We start from the raw sequence: 23,513 nt of genomic DNA on the forward strand, positions 1-23,513 counted from the left end.
TTTTGACTTGCGAACCTTAGCGTAAAAGGTGTACACTTATGGCATTGAATAAAAAAGGAGTGTCTTCCTGTGAGCAGTAAAAAACCGAATACTTTTTCCAAAGTTACCAAGGTCGTTGTTTGGGTTATGCTAATCGCCATTCTTGGCGCAGCTATCTTAGGCGGTGTAATGGCGATTATTTAAAAAGAGTTAAGTCAAAATTTTGACTTAACTCTTTTATTTTCACTTCTTTTTTGCTAAAGCCAATAGTTCTCTGGCATGTTCCTTCGTCAGAGTCGTAATAGCATCTCCCGATAACATCCGAGCCACTTCTAATACCCGTTCTTCATCATTCAACTGTTTGAGAGAGGTTTCTGTTCGCTTGTTTTTGACTTGCTTTTCTATAAAGTACTGCGTATCTGCCACAGCTGCCACCTGAGGTAAATGAGTGATACAGAGAACTTGTGAGTTCTCTGCGACTTGATGGATTTTATTGGCAATCGCTTGAGCAACACGGCCACTAACCCCTGTATCTACTTCATCAAACACAATACTCGTGACGCCATAAGTCTGAGAGAAAATAGTTTTGAGGGCCAGCATAATACGAGACAGCTCTCCACCAGAGACGACTTTCACTAGAGGTTTCAAGGGTTCTCCAGGATTGGTTGTAATAAAAAATTCCACCTTATCCTGCCCAGTTTCATTAAAACTGGCTTCTTTTTCAACTCTAACATCAAAGACCGTCTTCTCCATGTACAACTCTTTCAGTTGCTTGACAATCGCTTCTTCTAGTTTTTTAGCGATTTCCTTACGCAAAGACGTCAGTTGATCTGCCAGCCCCATAAGCTCCGCTTCTTGTTCAGCCAACCGAGCTTCCAACTGCTCACTCCGATTTTCACCTAGAATCGATTCCATTAACTCTGCTGAGATATCCGCAAAATAAGCTAAAATCTGCTCCTCTGACTCACCATATTTCCGCTTTAACTGGCGAATGGTATCCAACCGAAACTCAACTTCATCGATGCGAGTTTCATCCATTTCTAAAGTATCAACCATACGTGAAATTGCAGTAACAGCCTCTTGAAGCTGGTAATAACTATTCTTTACGACATCGGAAACTTCCAAGTATTCTGAATCAATGCCCTCAATTTCAATCAGTTCATTCATGGCCACACCTACTTGATCCAAACTACTGGTTTCACCACCTGTTAAAGCCTCATAACTATTAGTTAATCCGTCAGCTATTTTTTGAAAATTATTCAAACGATGCCGCTCATCTATCAGAACCGCTTCCTCGCCAATCTTCAAATCAGCTGCTTCAATTTCCTCACACTGAAATTGAAGCATATCAATTCGTTGGGCGAATTCTTTTTCATGCTTTTGTTTATTGCGTACTTTTGAAAAAGTCTCTCTGTAAGCCCCGTACGCCACATCATAGCGCGCCTTTAGACGACTAATTTGCTTCTGACCGAACTGATCTAATAAACGCAGGTGATTCTCCGCATGCATTAATTCCTGATGTTCATTTTGTCCGTGAATGTCGACCAAATAACTCCCAATCTCACGCAAAGTTGCCGTGTTAATCAATCGACCGTTAACCCGGCACGCATTTTTACCACTCTTAGATATTTCTCGAGAAATAATCACCGTGTTATCTTCAAAATCAATGGCTAATTCACTTAACAATAAGACCAAACGAGAATCTGGCACAACGCTAAATTGCCCTTCTAAAACACACTTTGAAGCCCCTTGTCGAATATAATCTGTGGATCCCCGACCACCGACCAACAAACCTACCGCATCAATAATGATCGATTTACCAGCTCCAGTCTCACCTGTTAAAACAGTCATCCCTTCACCAAAAGACACATCCAAAGCAGAAATAATCGCAAAATTTTGAATGGATAATTCTTGTAGCATCACTTTCACCTCTCATAACTTATGGCATTTAATTGCTGGTGAACGTCAATGGCTTGGCTTTCTTCCTTAAAAATCATTAAAACCTTATCATCAGTTGCGAGACTAGTAAATAAAAGCTTCTCGTACAACTTTTCTATCAACTGTCCTAAAGCGCCACCGCTTCCTGGAATGGTCTTAATCGCCACCATTTTATCCATAATACTTAGACTCACTAAACTTGCATCAAGCATTTTGCTAAGCCTTAGATCATCAACCTCTGGCTTTTGATTCGATAAACTATAATGGAACGAACCATCTTCATTACTGACCTTAATCAACTGCATCTCTTTAATATCGCGCGATATCGTCGCTTGGGTCACGTCGATACCACGTTCAATTAATAACTCGACAAATTCCTCTTGTTTTTGAATACGGTGCTCTTTCAACAATTGTTTAATCAAGCGTTGACGATCTGTTTTTTTCATAAACTACCTCCTATTTCAACCTCTTATGAGCCCTATACTCGGCCGCGAGGAATAGCCCATTTCAAGACTCAGCAGACCAATCAGTTAAGATTAGCTACTATTCAGCAATTTTTACTTTTAATTCACGATGAGCCGATTCCACTACTTCCTGACTAAGTTGTTCGATGTTTATGGCCACCAGTGGTTCCTCGTTCCATTTTAAGTGGGCTAAAAATTCAATATTACCTTCTCCACCTTTAATCGGGGAAAAATCCACTCCGGCGATTTGATATCCTTCCGCCTCCATAAATGTCAGCATGCGTTCCAGCACAAGACGGTGAGTTTTTGGATCACGAATCACCCCGTTTTTACCGACTAATTCTTTTCCGGCTTCAAACTGAGGTTTAATTAAGGCGACCACTTCGCCACCAGATTTCAAAATCGTTTTTAAAACAGGTAAAATCAAGCGTAGCGAAATAAATGACACATCTATCGATGAAATATCAGGTAAACCAGCAGTAAACTCCTCTGGTTTCGAGTACCTGAAATTAGTTCGTTCCATCACAACCACTCGCTCATCCTGTCGTAATTTCCAAGCTAATTGATTATAACCAACATCCAACGCATAACTCATTTTAGCACCATTTTGGAGCGCCACGTCAGTAAAACCACCAGTTGAAGAGCCAATATCCAATAAAATTTTATCGGTCATGTCAATGTGAAACACCTCAATGGCTTTTTCTAACTTCAGCCCACCACGTGAGACATATTTAAGCCCTTCACCTTTCAAATGGAGTTCGGTGTCCTCCGGAATTTTCTCACCCGGTTTATCCATCCGCTGATTATTGGTATCGTAAACTAAACCAGCCATCACTGCTCGCTTGGCTTTTTCTCGAGTCTCACTTAAACCTTGGTTGTACACAAGGACATCTACACGTTCTTTTTTCATATGTCTCACTTTCATTTAAACCATTAATGTCTGAATCAATTCTTCTAATAAACTTATTTTCTGGTCGATTCCCACTTCCAACTTAACTTTAGCTAAAGTAGAAAGAGCCAATTGACAGTGTTCTTTTAAAGCCATTTCAGCACCTTCAACACCTAATAAAGACGTATAGGTACTCTTATTTAATGCTTGATCCATGCCCGTTTTTTTACCAATAACAGCCTCATCACCAATTACATCTAACAAGTCATCTTTAATTTGAAAGGCGATTCCGAAGTTATCGGCATAAATCAGCATCAACTCCACTATTTGATGTTCCTGACCACTTAGTATAAGTCCCGCTTCAACTGCAAACTTTATTAAAGCCCCAGTTTTACGGCGGTGAACCGACTGCAAGCTCGCTAAATCCAATTGTTGAGATTCCCCTTCAATATCGGCAACCTGACCACCAATCATACCTTGAGTCCCTGCCCCCTTAGCTAAACGTTGAAGCAAAGCCACTTTAAGGTCAGAAGCTAACTCAGCTTCAGCTACAAGATGGAAGGCTTCCGTCAATAAACCGTCCCCTGCCAAAATTGCCAAGCCTTCACCAAAAACAATGTGATTTGTGGGCTTCCCTCGGCGTAATTCATCGTCGTCCATAGCTGGTAAATCATCATGAATCAACGAATAGGTATGAATCATTTCCAAAGCTCCAGCCACCTGATAAGCACCTCTCGTTATCTCTCCATTAAAAAAATCAATGGTTGCCAACAACAACAATGGCCGTAATTTTTTCCCGCCAGCAGCCAAAGAATACTCCATACTCGTTGACAAACTATCCTCTGTGGCATGCTCCTTAATAAATTGATTAATTTCTTGATCTAATTTAGGCAAATGCTTATCAGCAAAGTTAGTCAGTAAGCTATCCCCCATCATTAAGACTCGCTTTCATCAAAGACAACTTCTTCATCATTTTCTGTCATAATTTTTGTTAAAGTTTTCTCTGCTTTTGTTAAGGTTTCCTGACAGATTTTACTTAGTGCAATCCCTTTTTGAAATTGTTCCAAAGCCGTCTCCAAGGGTACATCTCCCTGTTCTAACTCTTTTACAATAACCTCCAAGGCCATCATTGATTCTTCAAAAGTCATTACTTCTTTAGCCATTTGTTTCCTCACTCTCATTTATTCTGATCTTGTTAATCGTCATATCCGCTTCCCCATCAACAAAATGAATCGTTAATGCCTCACCTGCCACAAGATTTTTTGCAGAAGCCACTAGTTTTTCCTCATCTGTTACGTAGGTGTAACCGCGTCCCATAGTTTTTAAGGGACTTAACAGGTCCAAAGATTGGGTTACTTGCCCAAACTGTTTATTTTTTTCTTTAATTAATTGCAGCATTTCATTCGTCAGTTGTTGTTGCAACATTCCTAATTGTTGAGATTGGCTGCTCACTCGATTAATCGGAGTCACTAGTCTTAACTGGTGATTGATTATTTGATACCATTCCTTTTTGTCAGCCACTAAACGGTGACTATTTTGTTGAAACGTCCTCATCATTAAATCAAGCTTAACTGAGAATCCTTCATACAATCGTTGGGGTTGCTTAAAGATAAAAGAATTCATCACATGTTGGTGACGCTGCTTCTGACGGTTAACTTGATAAGAATAACTTTTAATCAAACGATTTTCTCGTTCTTTAATTTTCAGCAATTCATCACTTAAGACCGGCACTGCTAATTCAGCTGCAGCTGTCGGTGTCGCCGCACGAACATCCGCTACCAAATCAGCAATCGTCACATCCGTTTCATGTCCAACCGACGAAATAATCGGTGTTTTCGCCTCAAAAATAGCCCGAGCAACCCGCTCTTCATTAAACGGCCATAGATCCTCAATGGAACCACCCCCACGAGCTATGATTAACGTATCAATATCACCTCGCGACTCAACTCGCCCAATATTACGACAAACATCATCTGCTGCTTTATCGCCTTGAACTAAGGTTGGATAAAGAATCAGTTGAGCAATTGGGTATCGACGTTTCAACGTCGTCATAATATCACGAATAACCGCTCCACTTGGGCTCGTAATCACCGCTATTTTTCGTGGATACGGAACAAGGGGTTGCTTTTCAGCTGTAAATAGTCCTTCTTCAGAGAGCTTTTCTTTCATTTCAGCTAAAGCTTGATAGAGAGCACCCACACCATCTGGCTCCATATGTTCCACATAAATCTGATAGTTACCACTGGCTTCGTACAACGAAATACGACCGACAACCAGCACTTTCATACCTTCTTTAGGCGTGAATTTCAGCTTTTGAAACGCCCCTTTAAACATGATTGCTGCAATCTTCGCCTGATCATCCTTCAAACTAAAATACTGATGAGCATTGGCCCTCATGCGAAAGTTGGATATCTCACCTGTTAAATACACCCGCTCTAGGTATGGGTCTGCTTCAAATTTACGTTTTAAATACTTCGTCAGAGCTGTGACTGTCAAATACTGTTGTTCCAGGTCACTCATCTCCTTTTTTATCGATGTTCTGTAAACGAGACTTTACTAGCATCTTCATTAACCGATTATCTATCAATCTACTATCAGGTTATCTTAACAGACTAAGACTGTTTCTTACGCGCATTAGCGATTGTCTGCTCCATCAACATGGTAATCGTCATCGGGCCGACCCCCTTCGGTACAGGCGTTACTAAACTGGCCACCTCTATCACCTCATCGAAAGCGACATCACCTATTAGTTTACCTTCGTCACTGCGATTCATTCCCACGTCTATTACTACAGCGCCCGGTTTGACATGTTCAGCATGAATAAAATGACCTCGTCCAATGGCTACAACTAAAATATCCGCCCGTCTTGTAACTGTCGGCAGATCAACCGTCCGCGAATGGGTAATCGTCACGGTGGCATTTTTATCTAATAAAAGCTGTGCCATCGGTTTGCCGACAATGTTGCTTCTGCCAACTACAACAGCTTCTTTCCCTGCTATCTCCACACCATAAGCTTCTAACATTTTCATGATGCCATATGGGGTACAAGGTATTAACCCCGCTTGACCGCTAAATAACTTACCAACATTAATCGGATGAAAGCCATCGACATCTTTTTCTGGCGTTATGGCTAATAAAACCTTCTCTTCATCTATATGGTCAGGTAAGGGTAACTGAACTAAGATACCATGAAATTGGTCATCCTGATTATACTTAGAAACGACTTTGATTAAGTCAGCCTCCGAGACATCTGCTGATAACCGCTCCACCACAGAATGCAACCCGATCTTTTGAGCCGTTAATTCTTTATTGCGAACATAGGTCTGGCTAGCTGGATTCTCACCTACGATTATCACGACTAAACCAGGTTTAACCGACATATCAGCCACTTCAGTAGCCATCTCCGCCTGCATCTTATCAGCCAACGCACGGCCATCAATAATTTTACCTACCATCAATAACGCCTCATTTCTATTTTTTTCACTGCCTATATTTTAGCATAGATTAATTCTTCAAGAAAGATTTCAACTTCATCAAAAAAAGAAAAAACTCAAAGAAATAGCGAACTATTTCTCTGAGTTTAAGGTTGGCACAATATTAGATAAAACCCCATTAACAAATTTACGGGAATCATCGTCACTGTATTTTTTAGTTAGCTCAAGAGCTTCGTTCAAGGCAACCTTGGCAGGTATTTCATCGACATAAAGCATCTCATAAATAGCAATTCGCAGGATAATTAAATCGGGTTTCGCAATTCTTGCTAAAGTCCACTTTTTCAGATTCTTTTGAATTAATTGATCCAACTCTTCACGATGTTGGCAGACACCAGTTACTAAAGCGTCTAAGTAACTTGGAATAAAGGCCTCACCATCTTCACTCACTAATTCGGCATTATTGTATTCAAAGGCGTAACTAATAGCATCTTCCTTCGTAACATCTTGATTAAAGTCAAAGGGATACAATGACTGTAAAGCTTTTTCTCTTATTTCGTGACGAGTTAATTCCACTCTATTCATCCTCTTCTGAATCAAATAATTCTTCTAGACTTGGGCTAGCTAATTTTTCCGGCACAACACCCACTACGTGAATGTTAACTTCCGCTAATTCGATATCCGTCATATATAGAACTTGTTGTTTCACTTTCTCTTGCATATCCAACGCAACTTTCGGTACCGATACGCCATAATTTAAATAACAGTAAAGCTCAACTTTCAAGCCATTATCGTCATTTTTCAAATGAACGCCTTTACCATGAGCTGCTCTGCCTAATAATTCATTGACGTTTGAAGCCAAATCACCACGCATGCCATAAACACCAGATACTTTAGACGCTGCAATCCCAATGATTACTTCAATCACTTCAGGGGCAATCACAATCTCGCCACCCATATTTTCTTGACCATTCTCAATTACAAATGTTGTTTCTTCAGTCATTTGGACCCCTCCTTCTTAATAGCTGTTACCATTATAAAACATTTGGCATTAAACAGCCACACCCACTACGCGCGTGAGACGTATGAACCATCATCCGTGTTAACCACTAACACATCATCTGCATTGACGAAGAACGGCACTTGAACAATCAAACCCGTTTCCATCGTCGCTGGTTTAGAACCACCTGACGATGTATCGCCACGAATTCCCGGATACGTTTCAGCGACTTTTAACTCCACTGTATTCGGCAAGGACACACCGATGGTTTCTGTTCCATACATTATAATATAACAAAAACTATTTTCTAATAAGAACTTCAACTCATCTTTAATCTGCTCAGTAGGCAATTCCACTTGTTCGTAGTTGTCCGTATCCATAAACACATGGTTACCACCACTTTCATACAAGTATTGCATTTTGCGATTATCTATTTGAGCTTTGGCAACTTTTTCTCCTGCACGGAAGGTTTTTTCTTGAACCGAACCATTACGTAGATTTTTCAGTTTAGAGCGAACAAATGCTGCTCCTTTTCCTGGCTTAACATGTTGAAAATCAACTACTCGCCAAATACTGCCGTCAAATTCAATCGTTAATCCTGTCTTAAAATCATTTACAGAAATCATCCGTTTCCTCCAATCATATAGACTCGTCTACAGTTTATCATTAAATGACCACTTTTGTCATTAGAAAGATCACATAGGAGCTCGCATACTCACTGTTTTAAACAAGTTTTATAAGATAATTAGTTCTTTCGGCGAGTGAGTTAAGACTTCAATTCCCGTTTCCGTCACTAACAAATCGTCTTCAATTCTCACACCACCAATTTCCGGATAATACAAACCAGGCTCGTTCGTGATCACATTACCGGGAACAAAGCGTTTTTCAGCTAAGCGCGATACGTTGGGACCTTCGTGAATTTCCAAGCCTATGCCATGTCCAGTCGAATGACCAAAGGCAGCCCCATGACCTTTTTCATCAAAATACCCACGGGCAACATGATCTAGCTCCACACCAGACATTCCTGGTTTTGCAGCCTCTAACACTTTCAGTTGAGCATCTAGAACCAATTGATAAATCTCTTTCATTTTTTCACCAGGATCACCTAAAGCAATCGTCCGCGTCATATCAGACACATAACCATTGTAATAACAACCAAAATCAAGTGTAATCATATCACCACTTTCAATCACTTTTTCACTTGCTACCCCGTGAGGCATTGCAGAACGTAAGCCGCTAGCAACAATTGTTTCGAAGGAAATGCCTGAAGCTCCTAGTGAACGCATATGAAAATCTAATTCCGTGGCAACTTGAATTTCCGTCATTCCCGGTTTGATATACGTTAAAATATGGGCAAAAGCAGCATCAGCAATTTCACAAGCTTTACGAATGATAGCCACTTCTCCCGATTCTTTCACTTCACGTAACCCTTCAATCAGTCCTGAAATAGGTATTAAATCAGCGCCAATTAATCCATCTAAGACACTGTAAGTCCCATAAGACACATAATCTTCCTCAAATGCAATACCCGATAAACCATCACTTTTTACAATCTTAGCTACCTCATCATAGATTGGTCCAACATTTTGAACAATTTGATAACCTTGACACTGCTCCGTCGCTTGTTTCGTATAACGGAAATCCGTAACAAAGTAAGCTTTATCTAATGTAATAACTGCTAAACCCGTGGTACCAGTAAAACCAGTTGCATAACGTAAATTGTACTCACTTGTGATCAAAATAGCTGGTAACTCTAACTCTGCTAGTTTTGTTCTTATTTTTTCAATGCGATTAATCATTTATTAACCCTCTTTCTTTGCTGACATCCTCTCAATTATAACAAAGAACAGCGATTAGTTAAACCAAAGGCCCTGATTTATTGTTGGTTTCGCAAAATAAAAGTGACCGACCAAAGTACTACACACTGTTATTTATGCATTGTTAATGCCCCTCTATCTCCATCACATAATAAGGGCCGTCCTGATCATCAACCTCTTCCCTTACAATACAAAACCCATGCTTTTCGTAAAAATAGCGGGCACCTTCATTTTGGAGCAAACATTTCAACCTTACTGTCCTATCTTGATTTCTCAGTAACTCTGCTAACAGCATTCCACCTATCCCCTGTCCTTCACGACCTGGTTTAACAAACAACAAATGAATAAAATTCTCCGGTTCATAGACAGACATAAAGGCAATGATTTCAAAATTGTCCTCTACTAATAAAACTTCTTCTCCAGCGGTCGCCAAATCAAAATCCAACAGAGACAGACTCTTATTCATCCATGTAAAATGATTAACTCGAGAGCCGTAATAAATCTCTCTCAAAGCACTTAGATCTTCTATTTTTGCCGTTCTAATCTTCATTCAGTCACTCCCTATTTAATCTTTTATTCATCAAAAAAAGGCTAACCCCTTGAGCACCAAGAGATTAGCCTAAACATTTGTGTTAATTATTGCGCTACTGGGTATTCGGGTTTCAAGTAGTCACATAGCGCCTAAATACGATAGTGGCAACAATTATTTAAATCTCATTAGTAGAATTATATCATTGAATACCACTAAAGAAAATCTTTCCGTATTCAATACCGTATTCACTCAAATCACAATTACTACGGGCAATAATTATCTAGTCACTCATTGAGCGGCTAGGCTTTTTTACTCTCCCTACTTATCAAGCCACTTCTTCACATCAAAGGGATCATCAGAGAGTGGAACCCCTCGTAAGCATTCGTATGCTTGTAGCTTTAAAGTGTGTATTTCTTCTTTTAATCTATCAGGCATTAATGATTGAATATCTTCCAACTCACATCCCAATTCAACTATTTCTATGACTTTTTCGCTTACTCCTTTTTCTTCCAAAATGCTTACCGTATAGGGACTAAATAAGTAATTTTCACAATCATCTATCGTCAGCACTTGGTTTTCTAGCGATTCTAGTAAACCTATAGCACTAACTAAAATTAGCCTTTCTGCTTCATTTGTTTTATTTACTGACAAGTTTAATTGCATTTTTTCCTCCTAAGGATTACTCAATCCAGCACCAATTGTACAGTGTCCAACACTATTTAATTAACTCAGAATCATCTTTAGGCCCTTCTGGTAAACTTTGTATAAATGCCGCATTAAGGTTGTATAAATCTTCAAACTCCGAGCTTAAATGACCGTAGACTCCTACAAGTTTCACAAGATTATCTCTAAAAATATACTGATAATTTATTTCTTCCAAACTCCTCTCCATATCAATCGTTGCTATATCTTTAGTAATACTCTTTAGCTTCTTCAAATCTTCTACGATCTCATCAATAACATCTTCTTTCAACTCCAATATGGGAAAATCAATATTATTCTCATCTTTATTTTTGCCATTTATCTTTGTATAAAATTCTAATAATGTATCAAAATCTTTAGAATCCATCATCATTTTAGCGTCCTTCCCAATCCTTTTAAGGTTTTATCCCTATTAATCGTTCCATCTAAGTTTAATACCTTAGAAAACTTCCCTTTGCTATCAAATACTTCCAGATGATCTTTGTGCATACCATCTAAATATAATTGGTCTCCTTTTTTAAACCTAATTCTTTCAACTTTTTATTATCTACTTTATAGACTTGTTGTCCATCGACTCGTTTTCCATTTTTAGACAGATTTCCTTTTAATTCAGAGCCAAACTCACCTTCAAAAAAGTCGTCCATATTCCCAACTGCATTCGAAGAATTGTCATAGTTCCCACCGCTTATAATATTCTGGATACTCATTCCACCAACAGCTGTAGCATGCGCCCAAATTGCTAATGTACTTGCTGAGACGGCTGGAATGGCGCCAGCACTCGCTCCACCTGTTACTGGAGCCAAAGCTAAACTACCACCAGACCCACCAATGAACCATAGCGTACCTCCTATGAATTCAGCACCAGATTGAACTAAACTAAATAAATCCCCTACAAATACACCTTTATTATAACCTTTATTCTGCTTGAGGGAGTCATTTACTTCTCTTTCACCAAAAACTGACTCTAATAAAGCTTTGACTCCATTATTTTCAAGAACTTGATATCCTGCTCCAGCAATGAAAGCTTTAAAAGACTTCGAGTCTTCTTTCGCTAATTCAACAGTTAACTCGTTTGTTGCATCTTTATCCAACTCACCATTTTTATAAACTGTGTAGATAATCTCTCCACTAGGTAGTTGTATTTGTTTTATTTCTAACTCATCTTCAATTGTTTGGCGCTCAACATAACTCTCCCATCGCTTTTTAATCGTTGCGGCCCATTCCATATTTTCAGACTTGGGCATTCTAAACTGACTTAAACTAGAATCCCATGAGCCCTTAGCTAACTTTCCACCTTTTGAAACGGCTTCCTCTAACGTGCTGATTTCCGAAAAGATTGCCGGCGATCTCTCGTTAAATGAAAGTAGATCATCAAGTTTTTCTTGTAGTTTTCGACGGGCCGTCTGATAGGTTGCCATCAACGACTGATTACTTGACATCTTAGAAGCAATGGATCCATCTAACGCCCCCTCCTGCTGTTGTTGAAACAACATTCCGTGTAAACGATCATTCATTTCTGCTAATTCCGACGTCAGCCGATCAACTTGAGCGATTTTTTCTCTTAAGTCCGATTCCCTTAAATCACCACTATCAACTTGCGCTATATATTCTTCTGGAAACTTCTGACATGCTTCCATAACAGCTTCTGACAGTAGTATCCCGCCTTGGGCTAATGGTTGCAGTACTGACGTAAAGAATCCTTTAGCTGAATCATAAGCGGCCCCTGTAAGCATGGGGCTGTTTGCTGAGAAATCCTCAATGGCTCTCTGCAATTGTTCATAGCCTTCTATCTGCTTGCGGCACATACTTGTTACGCTAGACGCTTGCGCCTGTGATGCCGAAATTTTCGGTTCTGTTAAACAATTTACATATTAAGTGCCACTTTTCAGCATCTAACAACCTAATCATAAATATCAATTTAACTGAACAAGGTAGGTATTTCCTACCTTATACTTCGAGGTAAGGGCTAACCGCCTTATATTACCAATAACAAAAAAGCCACCATCTATAAAGATGATAGCCTTATCTTATTTTTAAAAAAACCGTATTCAGTTGATTTATTTCAAAGCAAATAAAAAGGCTAACCCCTTGAGCACCAAGAGATTAGCCTAAACATTTGTGTTAATTATTGCGCTACTGGGTAAACAGACACTTGCTTTTTGTCGCGTCCTTTACGTTCGAAACGTACCACGCCATCAATCTTAGCGTATAAAGTATCGTCTCCACCTCTACCAACATTAGCACCAGGGTAAATTTTTGTTCCGCGTTGACGGTACAAAATAGAACCACCTGTTACAGTTTGGCCATCAGCTCTTTTAGAACCTAGACGTTTTGATTGTGAATCACGACCATTGGCAGTAGAACCACCACCTTTTTTCGTCGCGAAGAATTGTAAATTCATTTTCAACATTTGGTTGCACCTCCTTAAGTAGTTGTTACAGTTTCAATCTTAATAAATTCTGAGTGTTCACTTTGAATACTCTGTAAACCAAGCAATAAGCTTTCTAATAGAATTTGAGCAATGTTAGATTGTTCTTGGCTAATATCTGCAAGGATTTCAAAATAAAGATACCCTTCGTTTTCATGATCCACATCCAAAATTGGCGCAAATCCTGCCAGAGCTTCTATCGAATTAACCGAATTAAATGTCAAAGCTGAAACAGCTGCGCAGACAATATCATCGCCATAAGAACCGGCTTGCGAGTGTCCACTTATTTCAAATGAAATAACACGACCATCCTCAGCACGCTTAAATGTTCCTTTAATCATTCTCTTGCCTTCTTTCAGTTAGTTAAAACTATGCATTGATCGCATCAATCATCACTTTAGTGTATGGTTGACGGTGACCTTGTTTACGGTGAGTATGTTTTTTAGGTTTGTATTTAAAAGTCACAACTTTCTTTTGTTTTCCTTGTTTCTCAACAGTTCCTTCAACAGTTGCGCCTGCGATTGTTGGAGTTCCTACTTTCGTAGACTCGCCACCAACTAAAATCACTTCGTCAAATACTACTTTTCCGCCTGCTTCTACATCTAATTTCTCGATGTAAATTGCTTGGCCTACTTCTACTTTTACTTGCTTACCACCTGTTTTAACAATTGCGTACATGCTGTTAAGCACCTCCTTATAGTTTACTTAGACTCGCCGGCATAAGCGACAAATTCCTCTGTTCTTAATTACTTATTTCGTGCGGTTGTAGCTGTGGTGCCACAATTACAACATTAATATCATATCAAAAAAGAGAAGCCAAGTCAATCACAATCGACAAGGGCTTCTCTTTAATTTAATTTTGTGATTATTTCACAATATTTTCGACTTCAGTCGCATCTGTTACAAAAAAGTTTTCTAACCCAGCTTCTTTAATCAAAGTCGAATCTAACATTTTTTGTAAGTTTGTTGCCATAAAGTGATTTGCGTAAATTTTCCCATTAACCAACCAGCTATCAATATAGCCTAATAGACCATAAGTTAAGAAACTCATTAATAACTCTTTAGGTACCTTACTTTCATTTAGACCTGAATTTTTAGCTTGGTGTTGTTGAATGTAATCAAATAGTTGGTTACTAAACGCTTCTTGGTATACCATGGCGTCATTCTCTTTAAGCAACACTGTAAAGAAATCTGGTCGCTCTCCAACATATTCGAAAGTATGTACTAAGGACAAGACAGGCTGTAACTCTTCTTTTTCTTCATCTAGAGCAACATTAAAGATTACTGTGTCGAAGTACTCATTAATTAATTCTTCCATCATAATTTTGATAAAAGTTTCTTTATCCTTGTAATGTAGATAGAACGTACCTCTTGTGACATCTGCTGTTTGCGTTAAGTCCTTAACATTCATTTCTGTAAGCTTGTGTGTAGATAGTAATGTTAAAAAAGCCTTTTTCAACTTACTTCTGGTTTTTATTACTCGTGGATCGATTTTCCCCATTATCTTTTACCTCTTCCCATATTTTGTGTTGTTTAATTGCATTCCCCAGCATATTTCCCAACAAAATTAGTATATCTTGATTTTTTTTGTTTGTCTAGCTAAAAGAAAGTATGATAATAGCACAAAATTCGGTTTCTCAGTTCATTAAGAGCTCAAAACGGCATTGTATCAACATCTGCTTTTTTATTAGAACGTTTTTTTAAATCATTTCTATTTTTTTACACTGTGTTAAAAAAATAATTATTGACTTTGTGTTATTTATTGAATATAATAGTTTTGTTGCGGTAAAAAATGTCGCAGTAGCTCAGCCGGATAGAGCATCCGCCTTCTAAGCGGACGGTCGGGGGTTCGAATCCCTCCTGCGACGTCAAATAAAAAGTATGTCATCCACGAATTTTTTTTAATGGATGACATGCTTTTTTTTATTTTTTGATTTAATAGACTGTTTTTTTGAACGTCTAATTTTTCTACTGAAGCATCTAAACTATTGATTATTAAATTTTTGTTAAGTTTAATAAGATTGTTATTTCATGTTAGTTTTTTTCAATCTTCTTTTCCTCTTTTTTACACGAATGGCTAAGAATTAAAACTAACCTCTCTCAAAGTTTAAACTAGTTCACTTGGATGGCTTATTTTACCTTTCAGAAATACTTAGCATAACAAAAAAACCGCCTTACGATGAAGGTCGGTTAATGTCCAAATCGATTTCTGCTTTGTTCTTTGTGATTAACAAAACCCCGTCACCTAAAGGAACTAAACTACTAGTTAAATCCGGATGAGTTAATACCACATCAAATAGCTCATTTAGCTTACGATGAATCGCACGTTGACTACGATCGATGTCTTCGATTGGTTCTAAAATAGTCCCGCCTTGTAACACATCATCGATCATCAAAACCCCACCCACTTTTAACAAGCGCAAACATTCCGGTAAAAATTCAATGTATTTTGATTTGGCACTGTCCATAAAAATAAAGTCATAAGAAGTGTCTAAGGTAGGTAAAATATCTGCTGCTTGCCCCTCCAATAAACTCACCTTATCCTCAACACCCAACGATTCAAATGTTACTTTAGCTTTCTCAATCATTACATCAAAACGATCGATTGTGGTGACATGCCCTTGTTCCTCAAGATATTCTGTCATTAAACTCGCGGAAAAACCAATGGCCGTTCCTATTTCCAAAATATAACGTGGTTTTAATTGACCTAACAAAAACTGCATAAAAACAACAGTTTCATGTGGAATAATCGGAACATTTGCCTCATTAGCTTTCTTTTGAAGATCACCTAATGGGCCAGCTAACTGTTTCTGCTTCGTCCGCATAAATTCAACAATTTCTTCTCTTACAACAGGCATTTTCATCATTCTATTTCGCACTACATTCGCTCTCCTTGTTCTCATCATCTGACAGAAACAATCTCTTCTGTCGTCACTAACACCACATTATACTTACTTCTCGACTAATAATCAATTAGCAATCTCTTGAGTTATCGAAGATTCGTACGCAAAAAACCAATTGGTACCGTTGACATATCCCCTTGAAAGAACTATCATAGGACTTACTAACGACAATTGGTATATATGAGGTGAAATATGAACAACAAGACAAATATATCCACGAAAACAACGGCTACTATTCTGACTGAACTAATTAATTTAAAAGCCATTATGAACTTACCAAAAGGAACGGAACATTTTATCAGCGACCTCCACGGTGAATATGAAGCCTTTCAACACGTTTTACGCAATGGTTCGGGGAGCCTTAAAGAAAAAATAAATTTATGTTTTAATCAACAACTTAGCTCTCAAGATCGAGAGGCCTTAACTTTTCTCGTTTATTATCCCGAAGAGATGTTGATCAAGAAAGAACAGGAACTGGTAAACAACTCCAAAATAGACGATTGGTATGCCCAAACCATTTTACAACTAATTGAGTTAATTCATTTCGTCGCTACTAAGTACAGCCGATCAAAAGTTAGGAAAAGCTTACCGAAACATTTTGTCTACATTACTGAAGAATTGCTTTACCGCAACCAAGACAATCAAAACAAAAAAGCCTACTTTACTGAAATTCTAAACGAAGTGATTCGGTTGAATCAGGCAGTAGATATGATAACTGGATTGAGCTATACGATTCAGCGACTGATTGTGGATCACCTTCATGTGGTTGGGGATATTTATGACCGAGGTCCTGCTCCTGACCGAATTATCGATGATCTACTCACTCATCACTCACTTGATATCCAATGGGGGAACCATGATATCGTTTGGATTGGTGCGTACGCTGGCTCTCCCCTTTGCGTGATGAATGTCCTTCGAATTTCCTCACGCTATAATAATCTAGCCATACTGGAAGATGTTTACGGAATAAATTTACGACCCTTGCAAATCTTTGCTCAGAGCGTTTATGGAGATAACGCCGCCTTTCATCCTAAAGGGGACACTCCCTTAAATGCAACTGAACGACTACAATTAACACAGATTCAACAAGCAGTTGCCATCATTCAATTCAAATTAGAGGCCCAGTTGATTAAACGTCGACCAGAATTCAATATGAACCATCGATTATTATTGGAAAAAATCGACTTTCAAAACAAGACTCTTACACTCAATGGAGACCTATACCAGCTTAGTCAGACATGCTTTCAAACCATTGATCCATTATCACCAGTCGTCTTAACTAGCAGCGAACAAGAACTTGTCGCTCAGTTAGTTCAAGCCTTCCAATCATCAGAAAAACTTAAACGCCACATTGATTTTTTGATGGAAAAAGGTAGCATGTATCTCTGCTACAATAACAATTTATTAATACATGGTTGTATTCCATTAAATCCAGATGGCTCTTTCAAGTCCCTCACCATTAATCAGCAATCATTAAGTGGTAAAGCACTGCTAGACACTTTTGAAAAAGCCTTGCGTGCAAGTTACCATAACTTGACTACCAGAGATGATTTAGCCACCGATTTAATTTGGTATCTATGGACAGGGGAATGTTCTTCCCTATTTGGTAAAAATGAAATGACAACCTTCGAGCGCTACTTCCTCACTGATAAAGGAACTCATAAGGAAATAAAAAACAGTTATTATGAGCAGCGCAATCAAATTGATATTTGTCAATCAATATTAAGAGAATTCGGCTTAAATGATACTGATAGCCATATCATCAATGGTCACACACCTGTCAAAGAAATCGATGGCGAGAATCCAATTAAGGCTAAAGGCAAACTGATTGTGATTGACGGCGGCTTTTCAAAACCCTACCAAGGGACCACAGGCATTGCCGGTTACACGCTCATCTATAACTCATACGGCATGCAACTCGTTGCTCACCAACCTTTTTTATCAAAAAAGAGGGCTATCGACAATTATACGGATATCGTCTCTACCAAACGAGTGGTTGATCGGGTCCTCAAACGAAAAAAAGTCAAAGATACCAACATCGGAAAGCAACTACAGCAAGAAATTAACCTATTGGAAAAACAATTATCCTCCGCAACTCAGCCTATCTTTCCTTCGTGAATCCGTACAGTCAAACAACCTAATACATGGGTCATTTCTATCGTGAGGCATTCGGCTTTTTCCAGCCGAATACCTTTGGTAGATGGTTATTTAAGGGAAAAAATCGTCGTTGCTTTAAAGATTTCTCCTGCCTCTAAAACAATATTACCAAACCCCTCATGATTGATAGCATCAGGTAAAACTTGTGTTTCCAGTGTAATCCCGCTATGGTGGCTTGCATTCTCTCCAAACATAGGTAATTCTTTTTCACCAATATTAGTTGTATAGATCACAACGGCTGGTGAATCTGTCCGCATTTCAAGCGTAATCCCCGTTTGCTCATCACTCAATCTGGCTTGACACTCTGTTAAACTGGGAGCTTTCAATAAAAATGGATGATCATACCCATTTACCAAAGCTACCTGTTGATCCGATTGATTAAAGCCATCTTCTAAAAGACGTCCAGTTTGATTTGTAAAATCAAATGCAGTTCCAAACACTTCTCTTAATTCTCCCGTCGGTAAACTTTGATCATCAATCACCCCATAACGCTCTGCTGCCACATACAGCGAATGAGTATCAATCGGTTTTGCTAAACTGCCTGATAAATTAAAGTAGACATGATTCGTCGGATTGTACAGTGTTTCATGATCCGTTTCTCCTTCATAATCCAAGCGCCATTCATTTTGATTATTAAAAGTATAAGTAACCTTAGCCTTTAAATTTCCTTTAAAGCCATTTTCTCCGTCAGGACTTATATAAGAAAAAACTACGCTAACTTCAGAAGTATTTTCTATAATTTCAGTCTGCCAGCGTTTAACCTCAAAGCTGTCAGCACCGCCATGTAAGGTGTTTGGCCCTTCATTTTGATCAAAGTGTTGAATCCCTCCACGACCTTTAAACTGTCCTTTTGCTAGCCTCCCTGCTACCCGACCAATTGTCGCACCGAAGTAAGTATCATGTTTTCGGTAACTTTCTTCATCCGCAAAACCTAGTGCAATATTCACCAGTTCACCGGTTTTCGTGGGCACTAAAAGACGCACAATTCTCGCACCAAAGTCTGTCACCTCTAAAATTAAACCATGATCATTTTCTATAACAACTAACGTGGCGCCGTCAGCACCAAAGATTTTTTTTATGACTTTCATTAAGGAGCCTCCTCAGACTATCACTCTTTCATATGTCTTTAAGTGTAGCATATCTCGCTTAATTCCTCATTTGCAACATGACCATTTTGCAAGCGCATTTATGGGCAAACTGACTATTCTACATCTTTATATACCTTCGTTTTAAAAAAAAGTCAGAAAAATTTAAGATATTTCTGCAATTAAAGTTCATAAATTTGTAATCTAGCTGTCATTTTGTTATCGTATAATGTGAGTGTAAATGATCTAAAGGCTCTCGACGACTATCATAGAAAAAAATCCGTCGTGATTACCGATCATCTTTAATTTAAATTCATTTTATTTTATCAAAAAGTCCAATGAAAACTTTTCATTCGAGGAGGAGTAATAATGAAACGTTTAGCTTTCGCTTTATTAACAAGTTTAACTCTTTTCAGTCTGCTCACAAGCAATAGCGCTGCTGAAGAAAATACAGAGTCAACTAACACGACCCCTTCAACAACTGAACCATCTAGCGAAACTCCGCCAACTTCTGAGGAGATGGCGACGATTACCTTTACATATATTGATGTGGATACCAATCAAGAAATCGCCTCTAGTAAATCAGTGACTGATAAACTTGGAACAACCATTATGGTTGATGTCAAAGCCATCCCTGGCTATCAAGTTTCAGATGTCATGTTGGTGAGGGAAGTTGATATTTTATCAACTGACTACACCTTTCCTATTCGATATGTAAAAGATCCTGTAGCTTCGTCCACAACCTCGGTCAGTAATCAAGGGCCAGCTGAAACTACACCTTCTAGCAACACCGTCGTAGCAGAAGAACCCACAAGTTCTTCCAGCTTACCTATTTCCAACACCACTGTGGAAGGTGATGTTGAGAACAACACGACTGACCTGACAATCCGTACTTATTCAACGACAAATTCCAGTAGTTCGAACGTTAAAACCCTTGAAACAAGCAGCTCAAGCAACAAAACAACAAACCTAAGTAGCAAAGAAAAAAAATTAACCACGGCTAAAAAAACATCTGGCTTTCTTCCAAAAGCAGGTAGCAAATCAAACAGTATCTTAATCGTGATAGGTTTGATGACGATGATTGCAAGCATTTCAGCTTATAGCCTCTTAAAGAAAACAGCCTAAATTACGATAAAAAAATACCTGACAACGCTGATAGTAGCATTGTCAGGTATTTTTAATAATAAGCTGAAACTAAAATGATTCCCTATTTCAACAAGCCATAATAGACAGCGGCTTATAGTGAATTAAAGCCCACTGACTAGCCTCTAGCATCATAGTAAGCTCATTAGACTCATTAACTACCGCTGTCCTTAGAAGCTATTACATCGACTATTCTTATCCGACGTAAGGCAAGCATAAAAAAAAAAGCAACCTGTTTGTGACATATCATAAACAGGTTGCTTTGTTTAACCATTCGAAGAAATCTTATAGCTATCTGGATAACGACTCTTCAGCATCTCAATGTTCGTAGCGGCCACTTCGTCAAACGAAATATCTGCCCATTCAGCAATTTGGGATAAATACCATAAGACATCGCCCATTTCTTTAACCAGCTCATCACGGTTCAGCTGATGATTCTCAAACGTATACTTCTGAATAACTTCTAGCACTTCGCCAGTTTCACTTGCTAAACCTAAGGCACAATTAGTTAATACTTGCTCGCTTCCATAAAGCGTTCGATTAGCTAACGATTGATACTCATTAAAATCCATGTAACTCATCCCTCTACTCTAGTCATTTTCTAGTTCTAAATACAATTCAATGGCTTCCCAAGCTTCTTCTTTCCCCATCTTGGTTTCTGAAGAAAATAAGACAAAAGCATCGCTTTTATCAAATTCTAAAGCTTTTTTAACAATTGACTCATGTTTATTCCACTTACCACGAGCAATTTTATCTGCTTTCGTTGCCACAACAATAGCTGGAATTTGATAAAATTTTAAAAATTGATACATTTGAATATCCTCAACACTCGGCTTATGGCGCAAGTCAACCACACAAATGACCGCTCTTAACTGATTGCGTTGGGTTAGATAGGTTTCAATCATCTCTCCCCATTTAGCGCGTTCAGTTTTCGACACTTTAGCATACCCATAACCAGGGACATCCACAAACCGAAAAATATCTTCAATCAAATAAAAATTAAGTGTCTGAGTTTTCCCAGGTTTACCTGATGTCCGAGCTAAATTCTTCCGGTTAATCAAGGTATTAATAAATGACGATTTCCCAACATTTGACCGCCCTGCTAGGGCAATTTCCGGCAAATCTGTTTCCGGGTATTGTTTAGGCGAAACCGCACTAATTAAAATTTCCGCATTATGTACCTTCATCTTTCCACTCCCTACTTCGACTGTGGCATTGCCCCAATCACGCGAGCCATCTCAATCATTACCAGGCTCTTTCCACTATTTATTTTAACATAATTCCATCTAACTAACTAGGCGATTAATATTACAAATTAATAACTGACAAGTCATCCATTTTTAACTAAATAAACTGACCAGCTACAACATCGTTTAAGGTGTTATCTTGCTGTCCAATCAAACTCCCCCTTCACCTTACTAATTTACGAAGTGTTAGCTATCGCTAAATGCTCTTCTTAGTGCTTTATCTCTATGCGATAAAGCACTAAGAAATTGATGAGATCGAAGCCTTGCGTTGTGTTTAGGACAACGAAATTTATTTAGTGGTTGATGAGTTAAGCTAGACACCGACTAAAATATAGAGGAAGTCATACACTTTCCTACATTCTAAAAAAAATCAGCGCCAAGCTTTCACTTGCGCTGATTCCTTCATTAACTTACTTTTTTATCGTCTTCTAAAACTAGAGTTGGGTTCGCATCATTTTTCACCGTATCCTCAGTAACGATAACCTTTTTAATGTCCTCGCGCATCGGAATTTCATACATAATATCCATCATGATATGCTCAATGATTGAGCGTAAACCACGAGCACCTGTATTGCGCTCAATCGCTTGGTTAGCAATTGCTTGTAGAGCTTCCGTTTGGAATTCCAAATCAGAGTGATCCAAGGCAAGTAATTTCTTGTACTGTTTCACCAACGCATTTTTAGGTTCCGTTAAGATTCTAACTAAATCATCCACCGTTAGTTTTTCCAAAGCCGCCGTTACAGGTAATCGTCCAATAAACTCAGGAATCAAGCCGAATTTTAGCAAGTCCTCAGGAATGATTTCTTGCATTAAACTCTTATCATCATCTAATTTAGAGTTAGATTTACCAAAACCGATCACTTTATCACCTAAGCGTTCTTTAACGATATTTTCAATGCCGTCAAAGGCACCGCCAACGATAAAGAGAATGTTAGTCGTATCAATTTGAATAAACTCCTGTTGGGGATGTTTACGACCACCTTGAGGCGGCACACTAGCAACCGTTCCTTCTAAAATTTTCAACAAAGCTTGTTGAACCCCTTCACCAGAAACATCGCGCGTAATTGAGACATTTTCACTCTTACGAGCAATTTTATCAATTTCATCAATGTAAATAATCCCTTTTTCGGCACGTTCAACATTAAAATCAGCCGATTGAAGTAATTTTAACAAAATATTTTCCACATCTTCACCCACATAACCCGCTTCTGTCAAACTGGTGGCATCTGCAATGGCAAACGGCACGTTTAACGTCCGAGCTAATGTTTGAGCTAAGAATGTCTTACCTGAGCCTGTAGGCCCGATTAGACAAATGTTACTTTTTTGTAGTTCGACGCCATCTTCTGCTTCTTCCATATTGCCGACACGTTTATAGTGATTATAAACAGCTACTGAAAGAACTTTCTTGGCACGATCTTGGCCGATGACATACTCATCTAAGGCATTCAAGATTTCATTTGGTTTAGGAACATCTAAGAAATCGTGAACAGCATCTTCATGAAACTCTTCATCAATAATATCTTTACACAAGTCAATACACTCATTACAAATGTAGACTCCTGGTCCAGCTACGATTTTTTTAACTTCTTCTTGAGATTTCCCACAGAATGAGCAACGAACCGAACCATTATCGTCCGTGTTATCGTACATAATAACCCTCCTAATAGGTTTCGTAAAAAGTCTCCTTAAATAAGGTCCTCTTTTTACAAGTTTTAGCAATTTTACTTATCTTAACACATTAATCGCTATCTTGTGAATAATATTGACTAAAGAGACTAAAAGAGCAAAGGAAATCCTT

27 protein-coding genes, 1 tRNA gene and 1 other annotated feature are annotated in these 23,513 nt (G+C 38.5%); of the genes, 4 read left to right on the plus strand and 24 right to left on the minus strand.

Annotated elements, in window-relative coordinates:
* Window positions 1-69 precede the first annotated feature (69 nt).
* A complete protein-coding gene (locus RWN13_RS02815) occupies window positions 70-183 on the plus strand; it encodes a DUF4044 domain-containing protein (protein WP_314060283.1) in 114 nt (37 codons plus the stop codon).
* A 39-nt stretch (window positions 184-222) separates the two neighbouring features.
* Here the strand turns inward: RWN13_RS02815 and recN are convergent, their stop codons facing one another.
* From recN to RWN13_RS02910, 19 genes are all read right to left on the minus strand, one after another.
* Complete coding sequence (gene recN / locus RWN13_RS02820; protein ID WP_314060286.1) at window positions 223-1,899, minus strand: DNA repair protein RecN; 1,677 nt, start codon at window positions 1,897-1,899, stop codon at window positions 223-225.
* Window positions 1,900-1,904: 5 nt separating this feature from the next.
* Window positions 1,905-2,363: an ArgR family transcriptional regulator gene (locus RWN13_RS02825; RefSeq protein WP_314060289.1), complete on the minus strand. Its 459-nt coding sequence runs from the start codon at window positions 2,361-2,363 to the stop codon at window positions 1,905-1,907.
* A 97-nt stretch (window positions 2,364-2,460) separates the two neighbouring features.
* Entirely contained in the window at window positions 2,461-3,291 is an 831-nt protein-coding gene (locus RWN13_RS02830) for a TlyA family RNA methyltransferase (protein WP_314060291.1), read from the minus strand.
* Window positions 3,292-3,306: 15 nt separating this feature from the next.
* Window positions 3,307-4,188, minus strand: coding sequence for a polyprenyl synthetase family protein (locus RWN13_RS02835; RefSeq protein WP_399553629.1), 882 nt, complete (start codon window positions 4,186-4,188; stop codon window positions 3,307-3,309).
* Window positions 4,189-4,205: 17 nt separating this feature from the next.
* Window positions 4,206-4,433, minus strand: coding sequence for an exodeoxyribonuclease VII small subunit (locus RWN13_RS02840; RefSeq protein WP_314060296.1), 228 nt, complete (start codon window positions 4,431-4,433; stop codon window positions 4,206-4,208).
* The gene (gene xseA, locus RWN13_RS02845; protein WP_314060501.1) at window positions 4,426-5,781 is read right to left on the minus strand and encodes an exodeoxyribonuclease VII large subunit; all 1,356 of its coding nucleotides are present in this window, start codon (window positions 5,779-5,781) and stop codon (window positions 4,426-4,428) included. The genes RWN13_RS02840 and xseA overlap by 8 nt, the downstream gene beginning before the upstream one ends.
* A gap of 101 nt (window positions 5,782-5,882) precedes the next feature.
* Complete coding sequence (locus RWN13_RS02850) at window positions 5,883-6,725, minus strand: bifunctional methylenetetrahydrofolate dehydrogenase/methenyltetrahydrofolate cyclohydrolase (protein ID WP_314060298.1); 843 nt, start codon at window positions 6,723-6,725, stop codon at window positions 5,883-5,885.
* 111 nt (window positions 6,726-6,836) lie between these two features.
* Window positions 6,837-7,286, minus strand: coding sequence for a transcription antitermination factor NusB (gene nusB, locus RWN13_RS02855; RefSeq protein ID WP_314060300.1), 450 nt, complete (start codon window positions 7,284-7,286; stop codon window positions 6,837-6,839).
* Complete coding sequence (locus RWN13_RS02860) at window positions 7,279-7,704, minus strand: Asp23/Gls24 family envelope stress response protein (protein ID WP_314060301.1); 426 nt, start codon at window positions 7,702-7,704, stop codon at window positions 7,279-7,281. The genes nusB and RWN13_RS02860 overlap by 8 nt, the downstream gene beginning before the upstream one ends.
* A 65-nt stretch (window positions 7,705-7,769) precedes the next feature.
* Complete coding sequence (gene efp / locus RWN13_RS02865) at window positions 7,770-8,327, minus strand: elongation factor P (protein WP_314060302.1); 558 nt, start codon at window positions 8,325-8,327, stop codon at window positions 7,770-7,772.
* 108 nt (window positions 8,328-8,435) lie between these two features.
* Window positions 8,436-9,500, minus strand: a complete 1,065-nt coding sequence (locus tag RWN13_RS02870) for a Xaa-Pro peptidase family protein (RefSeq protein WP_314060305.1) — start codon at window positions 9,498-9,500, stop codon at window positions 8,436-8,438.
* Between the two features lie 142 nt (window positions 9,501-9,642).
* Window positions 9,643-10,068 (minus strand): GNAT family N-acetyltransferase, encoded by a 426-nt coding sequence (locus RWN13_RS02875; protein ID WP_314060308.1) that lies wholly within the window; start codon window positions 10,066-10,068, stop codon window positions 9,643-9,645.
* Between the two features lie 300 nt (window positions 10,069-10,368).
* Entirely contained in the window at window positions 10,369-10,713 is a 345-nt protein-coding gene (locus RWN13_RS02880; RefSeq protein WP_314060309.1) for a DUF3969 family protein, read from the minus strand.
* A gap of 52 nt (window positions 10,714-10,765) precedes the next feature.
* The gene (locus tag RWN13_RS02885; RefSeq protein WP_314060310.1) at window positions 10,766-11,125 is read right to left on the minus strand and encodes a hypothetical protein; all 360 of its coding nucleotides are present in this window, start codon (window positions 11,123-11,125) and stop codon (window positions 10,766-10,768) included.
* A 121-nt stretch (window positions 11,126-11,246) separates the two neighbouring features.
* Window positions 11,247-12,524, minus strand: coding sequence for a hypothetical protein (locus RWN13_RS02890; RefSeq protein WP_314060311.1), 1,278 nt, complete (start codon window positions 12,522-12,524; stop codon window positions 11,247-11,249).
* 353 nt (window positions 12,525-12,877) lie between these two features.
* Entirely contained in the window at window positions 12,878-13,162 is a 285-nt protein-coding gene (gene rpmA / locus RWN13_RS02895) for a 50S ribosomal protein L27 (protein ID WP_209527505.1), read from the minus strand.
* Window positions 13,163-13,176: 14 nt separating this feature from the next.
* Window positions 13,177-13,521, minus strand: coding sequence for a ribosomal-processing cysteine protease Prp (locus tag RWN13_RS02900; RefSeq protein WP_314060313.1), 345 nt, complete (start codon window positions 13,519-13,521; stop codon window positions 13,177-13,179).
* A 28-nt stretch (window positions 13,522-13,549) separates the two neighbouring features.
* Window positions 13,550-13,858, minus strand: coding sequence for a 50S ribosomal protein L21 (gene rplU / locus RWN13_RS02905; RefSeq protein ID WP_209527501.1), 309 nt, complete (start codon window positions 13,856-13,858; stop codon window positions 13,550-13,552).
* 19 nt (window positions 13,859-13,877) lie between these two features.
* Window positions 13,878-13,955, minus strand: a sequence feature (ribosomal protein L21 leader region).
* Between the two features lie 90 nt (window positions 13,956-14,045).
* Complete coding sequence (locus tag RWN13_RS02910; protein WP_314060315.1) at window positions 14,046-14,681, minus strand: TetR/AcrR family transcriptional regulator C-terminal domain-containing protein; 636 nt, start codon at window positions 14,679-14,681, stop codon at window positions 14,046-14,048.
* A 293-nt stretch (window positions 14,682-14,974) separates the two neighbouring features.
* Between RWN13_RS02910 and RWN13_RS02915 the strand changes: the two genes are divergently transcribed.
* Window positions 14,975-15,048: transfer RNA gene (locus RWN13_RS02915), tRNA-Arg, on the plus strand.
* A gap of 306 nt (window positions 15,049-15,354) precedes the next feature.
* Here RWN13_RS02915 and RWN13_RS02920 read toward each other — a convergent pair.
* Window positions 15,355-16,059: an O-methyltransferase gene (locus RWN13_RS02920; protein WP_314060317.1), complete on the minus strand. Its 705-nt coding sequence runs from the start codon at window positions 16,057-16,059 to the stop codon at window positions 15,355-15,357.
* 216 nt (window positions 16,060-16,275) lie between these two features.
* On the opposite strand from RWN13_RS02920, the gene RWN13_RS02925 reads away from it, so the two are divergent.
* Window positions 16,276-18,201: a fructose-1,6-bisphosphatase gene (locus RWN13_RS02925; RefSeq protein ID WP_314060319.1), complete on the plus strand. Its 1,926-nt coding sequence runs from the start codon at window positions 16,276-16,278 to the stop codon at window positions 18,199-18,201.
* 86 nt (window positions 18,202-18,287) lie between these two features.
* On the opposite strand, the gene RWN13_RS02930 is transcribed toward RWN13_RS02925, so the two are convergent.
* On the minus strand, window positions 18,288-19,328 hold the full coding sequence (locus RWN13_RS02930; RefSeq protein ID WP_314060322.1) for an aldose epimerase family protein: 1,041 nt from the start codon (window positions 19,326-19,328) through the stop codon (window positions 18,288-18,290).
* Window positions 19,329-19,694: 366 nt separating this feature from the next.
* Between RWN13_RS02930 and RWN13_RS02935 the strand changes: the two genes are divergently transcribed.
* Window positions 19,695-20,450, plus strand: a complete 756-nt coding sequence (locus tag RWN13_RS02935; RefSeq protein WP_314060324.1) for a MucBP domain-containing protein — start codon at window positions 19,695-19,697, stop codon at window positions 20,448-20,450.
* Window positions 20,451-20,734: 284 nt separating this feature from the next.
* Here RWN13_RS02935 and RWN13_RS02940 read toward each other — a convergent pair whose 3' ends face one another.
* The 3 genes from RWN13_RS02940 to clpX form a co-directional block, all read right to left on the minus strand.
* A complete protein-coding gene (locus tag RWN13_RS02940; protein WP_314060503.1) occupies window positions 20,735-21,040 on the minus strand; it encodes a nucleoside triphosphate pyrophosphohydrolase family protein in 306 nt (101 codons plus the stop codon).
* Window positions 21,041-21,058: 18 nt separating this feature from the next.
* Window positions 21,059-21,655 (minus strand): ribosome biogenesis GTP-binding protein YihA/YsxC, encoded by a 597-nt coding sequence (gene yihA, locus RWN13_RS02945; RefSeq protein WP_314060326.1) that lies wholly within the window; start codon window positions 21,653-21,655, stop codon window positions 21,059-21,061.
* A 465-nt stretch (window positions 21,656-22,120) separates the two neighbouring features.
* Window positions 22,121-23,365 carry an ATP-dependent Clp protease ATP-binding subunit ClpX gene (clpX, locus tag RWN13_RS02950; RefSeq protein WP_314060328.1) on the minus strand — a complete coding sequence of 415 codons (1,245 nt, stop codon included), beginning with the start codon at window positions 23,363-23,365 and terminating at the stop codon, window positions 22,121-22,123.
* Window positions 23,366-23,513 lie beyond the last annotated feature (148 nt).

The organism is uncultured Vagococcus sp. (assembly GCF_963518325.1).
In the GTDB taxonomy this organism is placed as follows: domain Bacteria; phylum Bacillota; class Bacilli; order Lactobacillales; family Vagococcaceae; genus Vagococcus_D.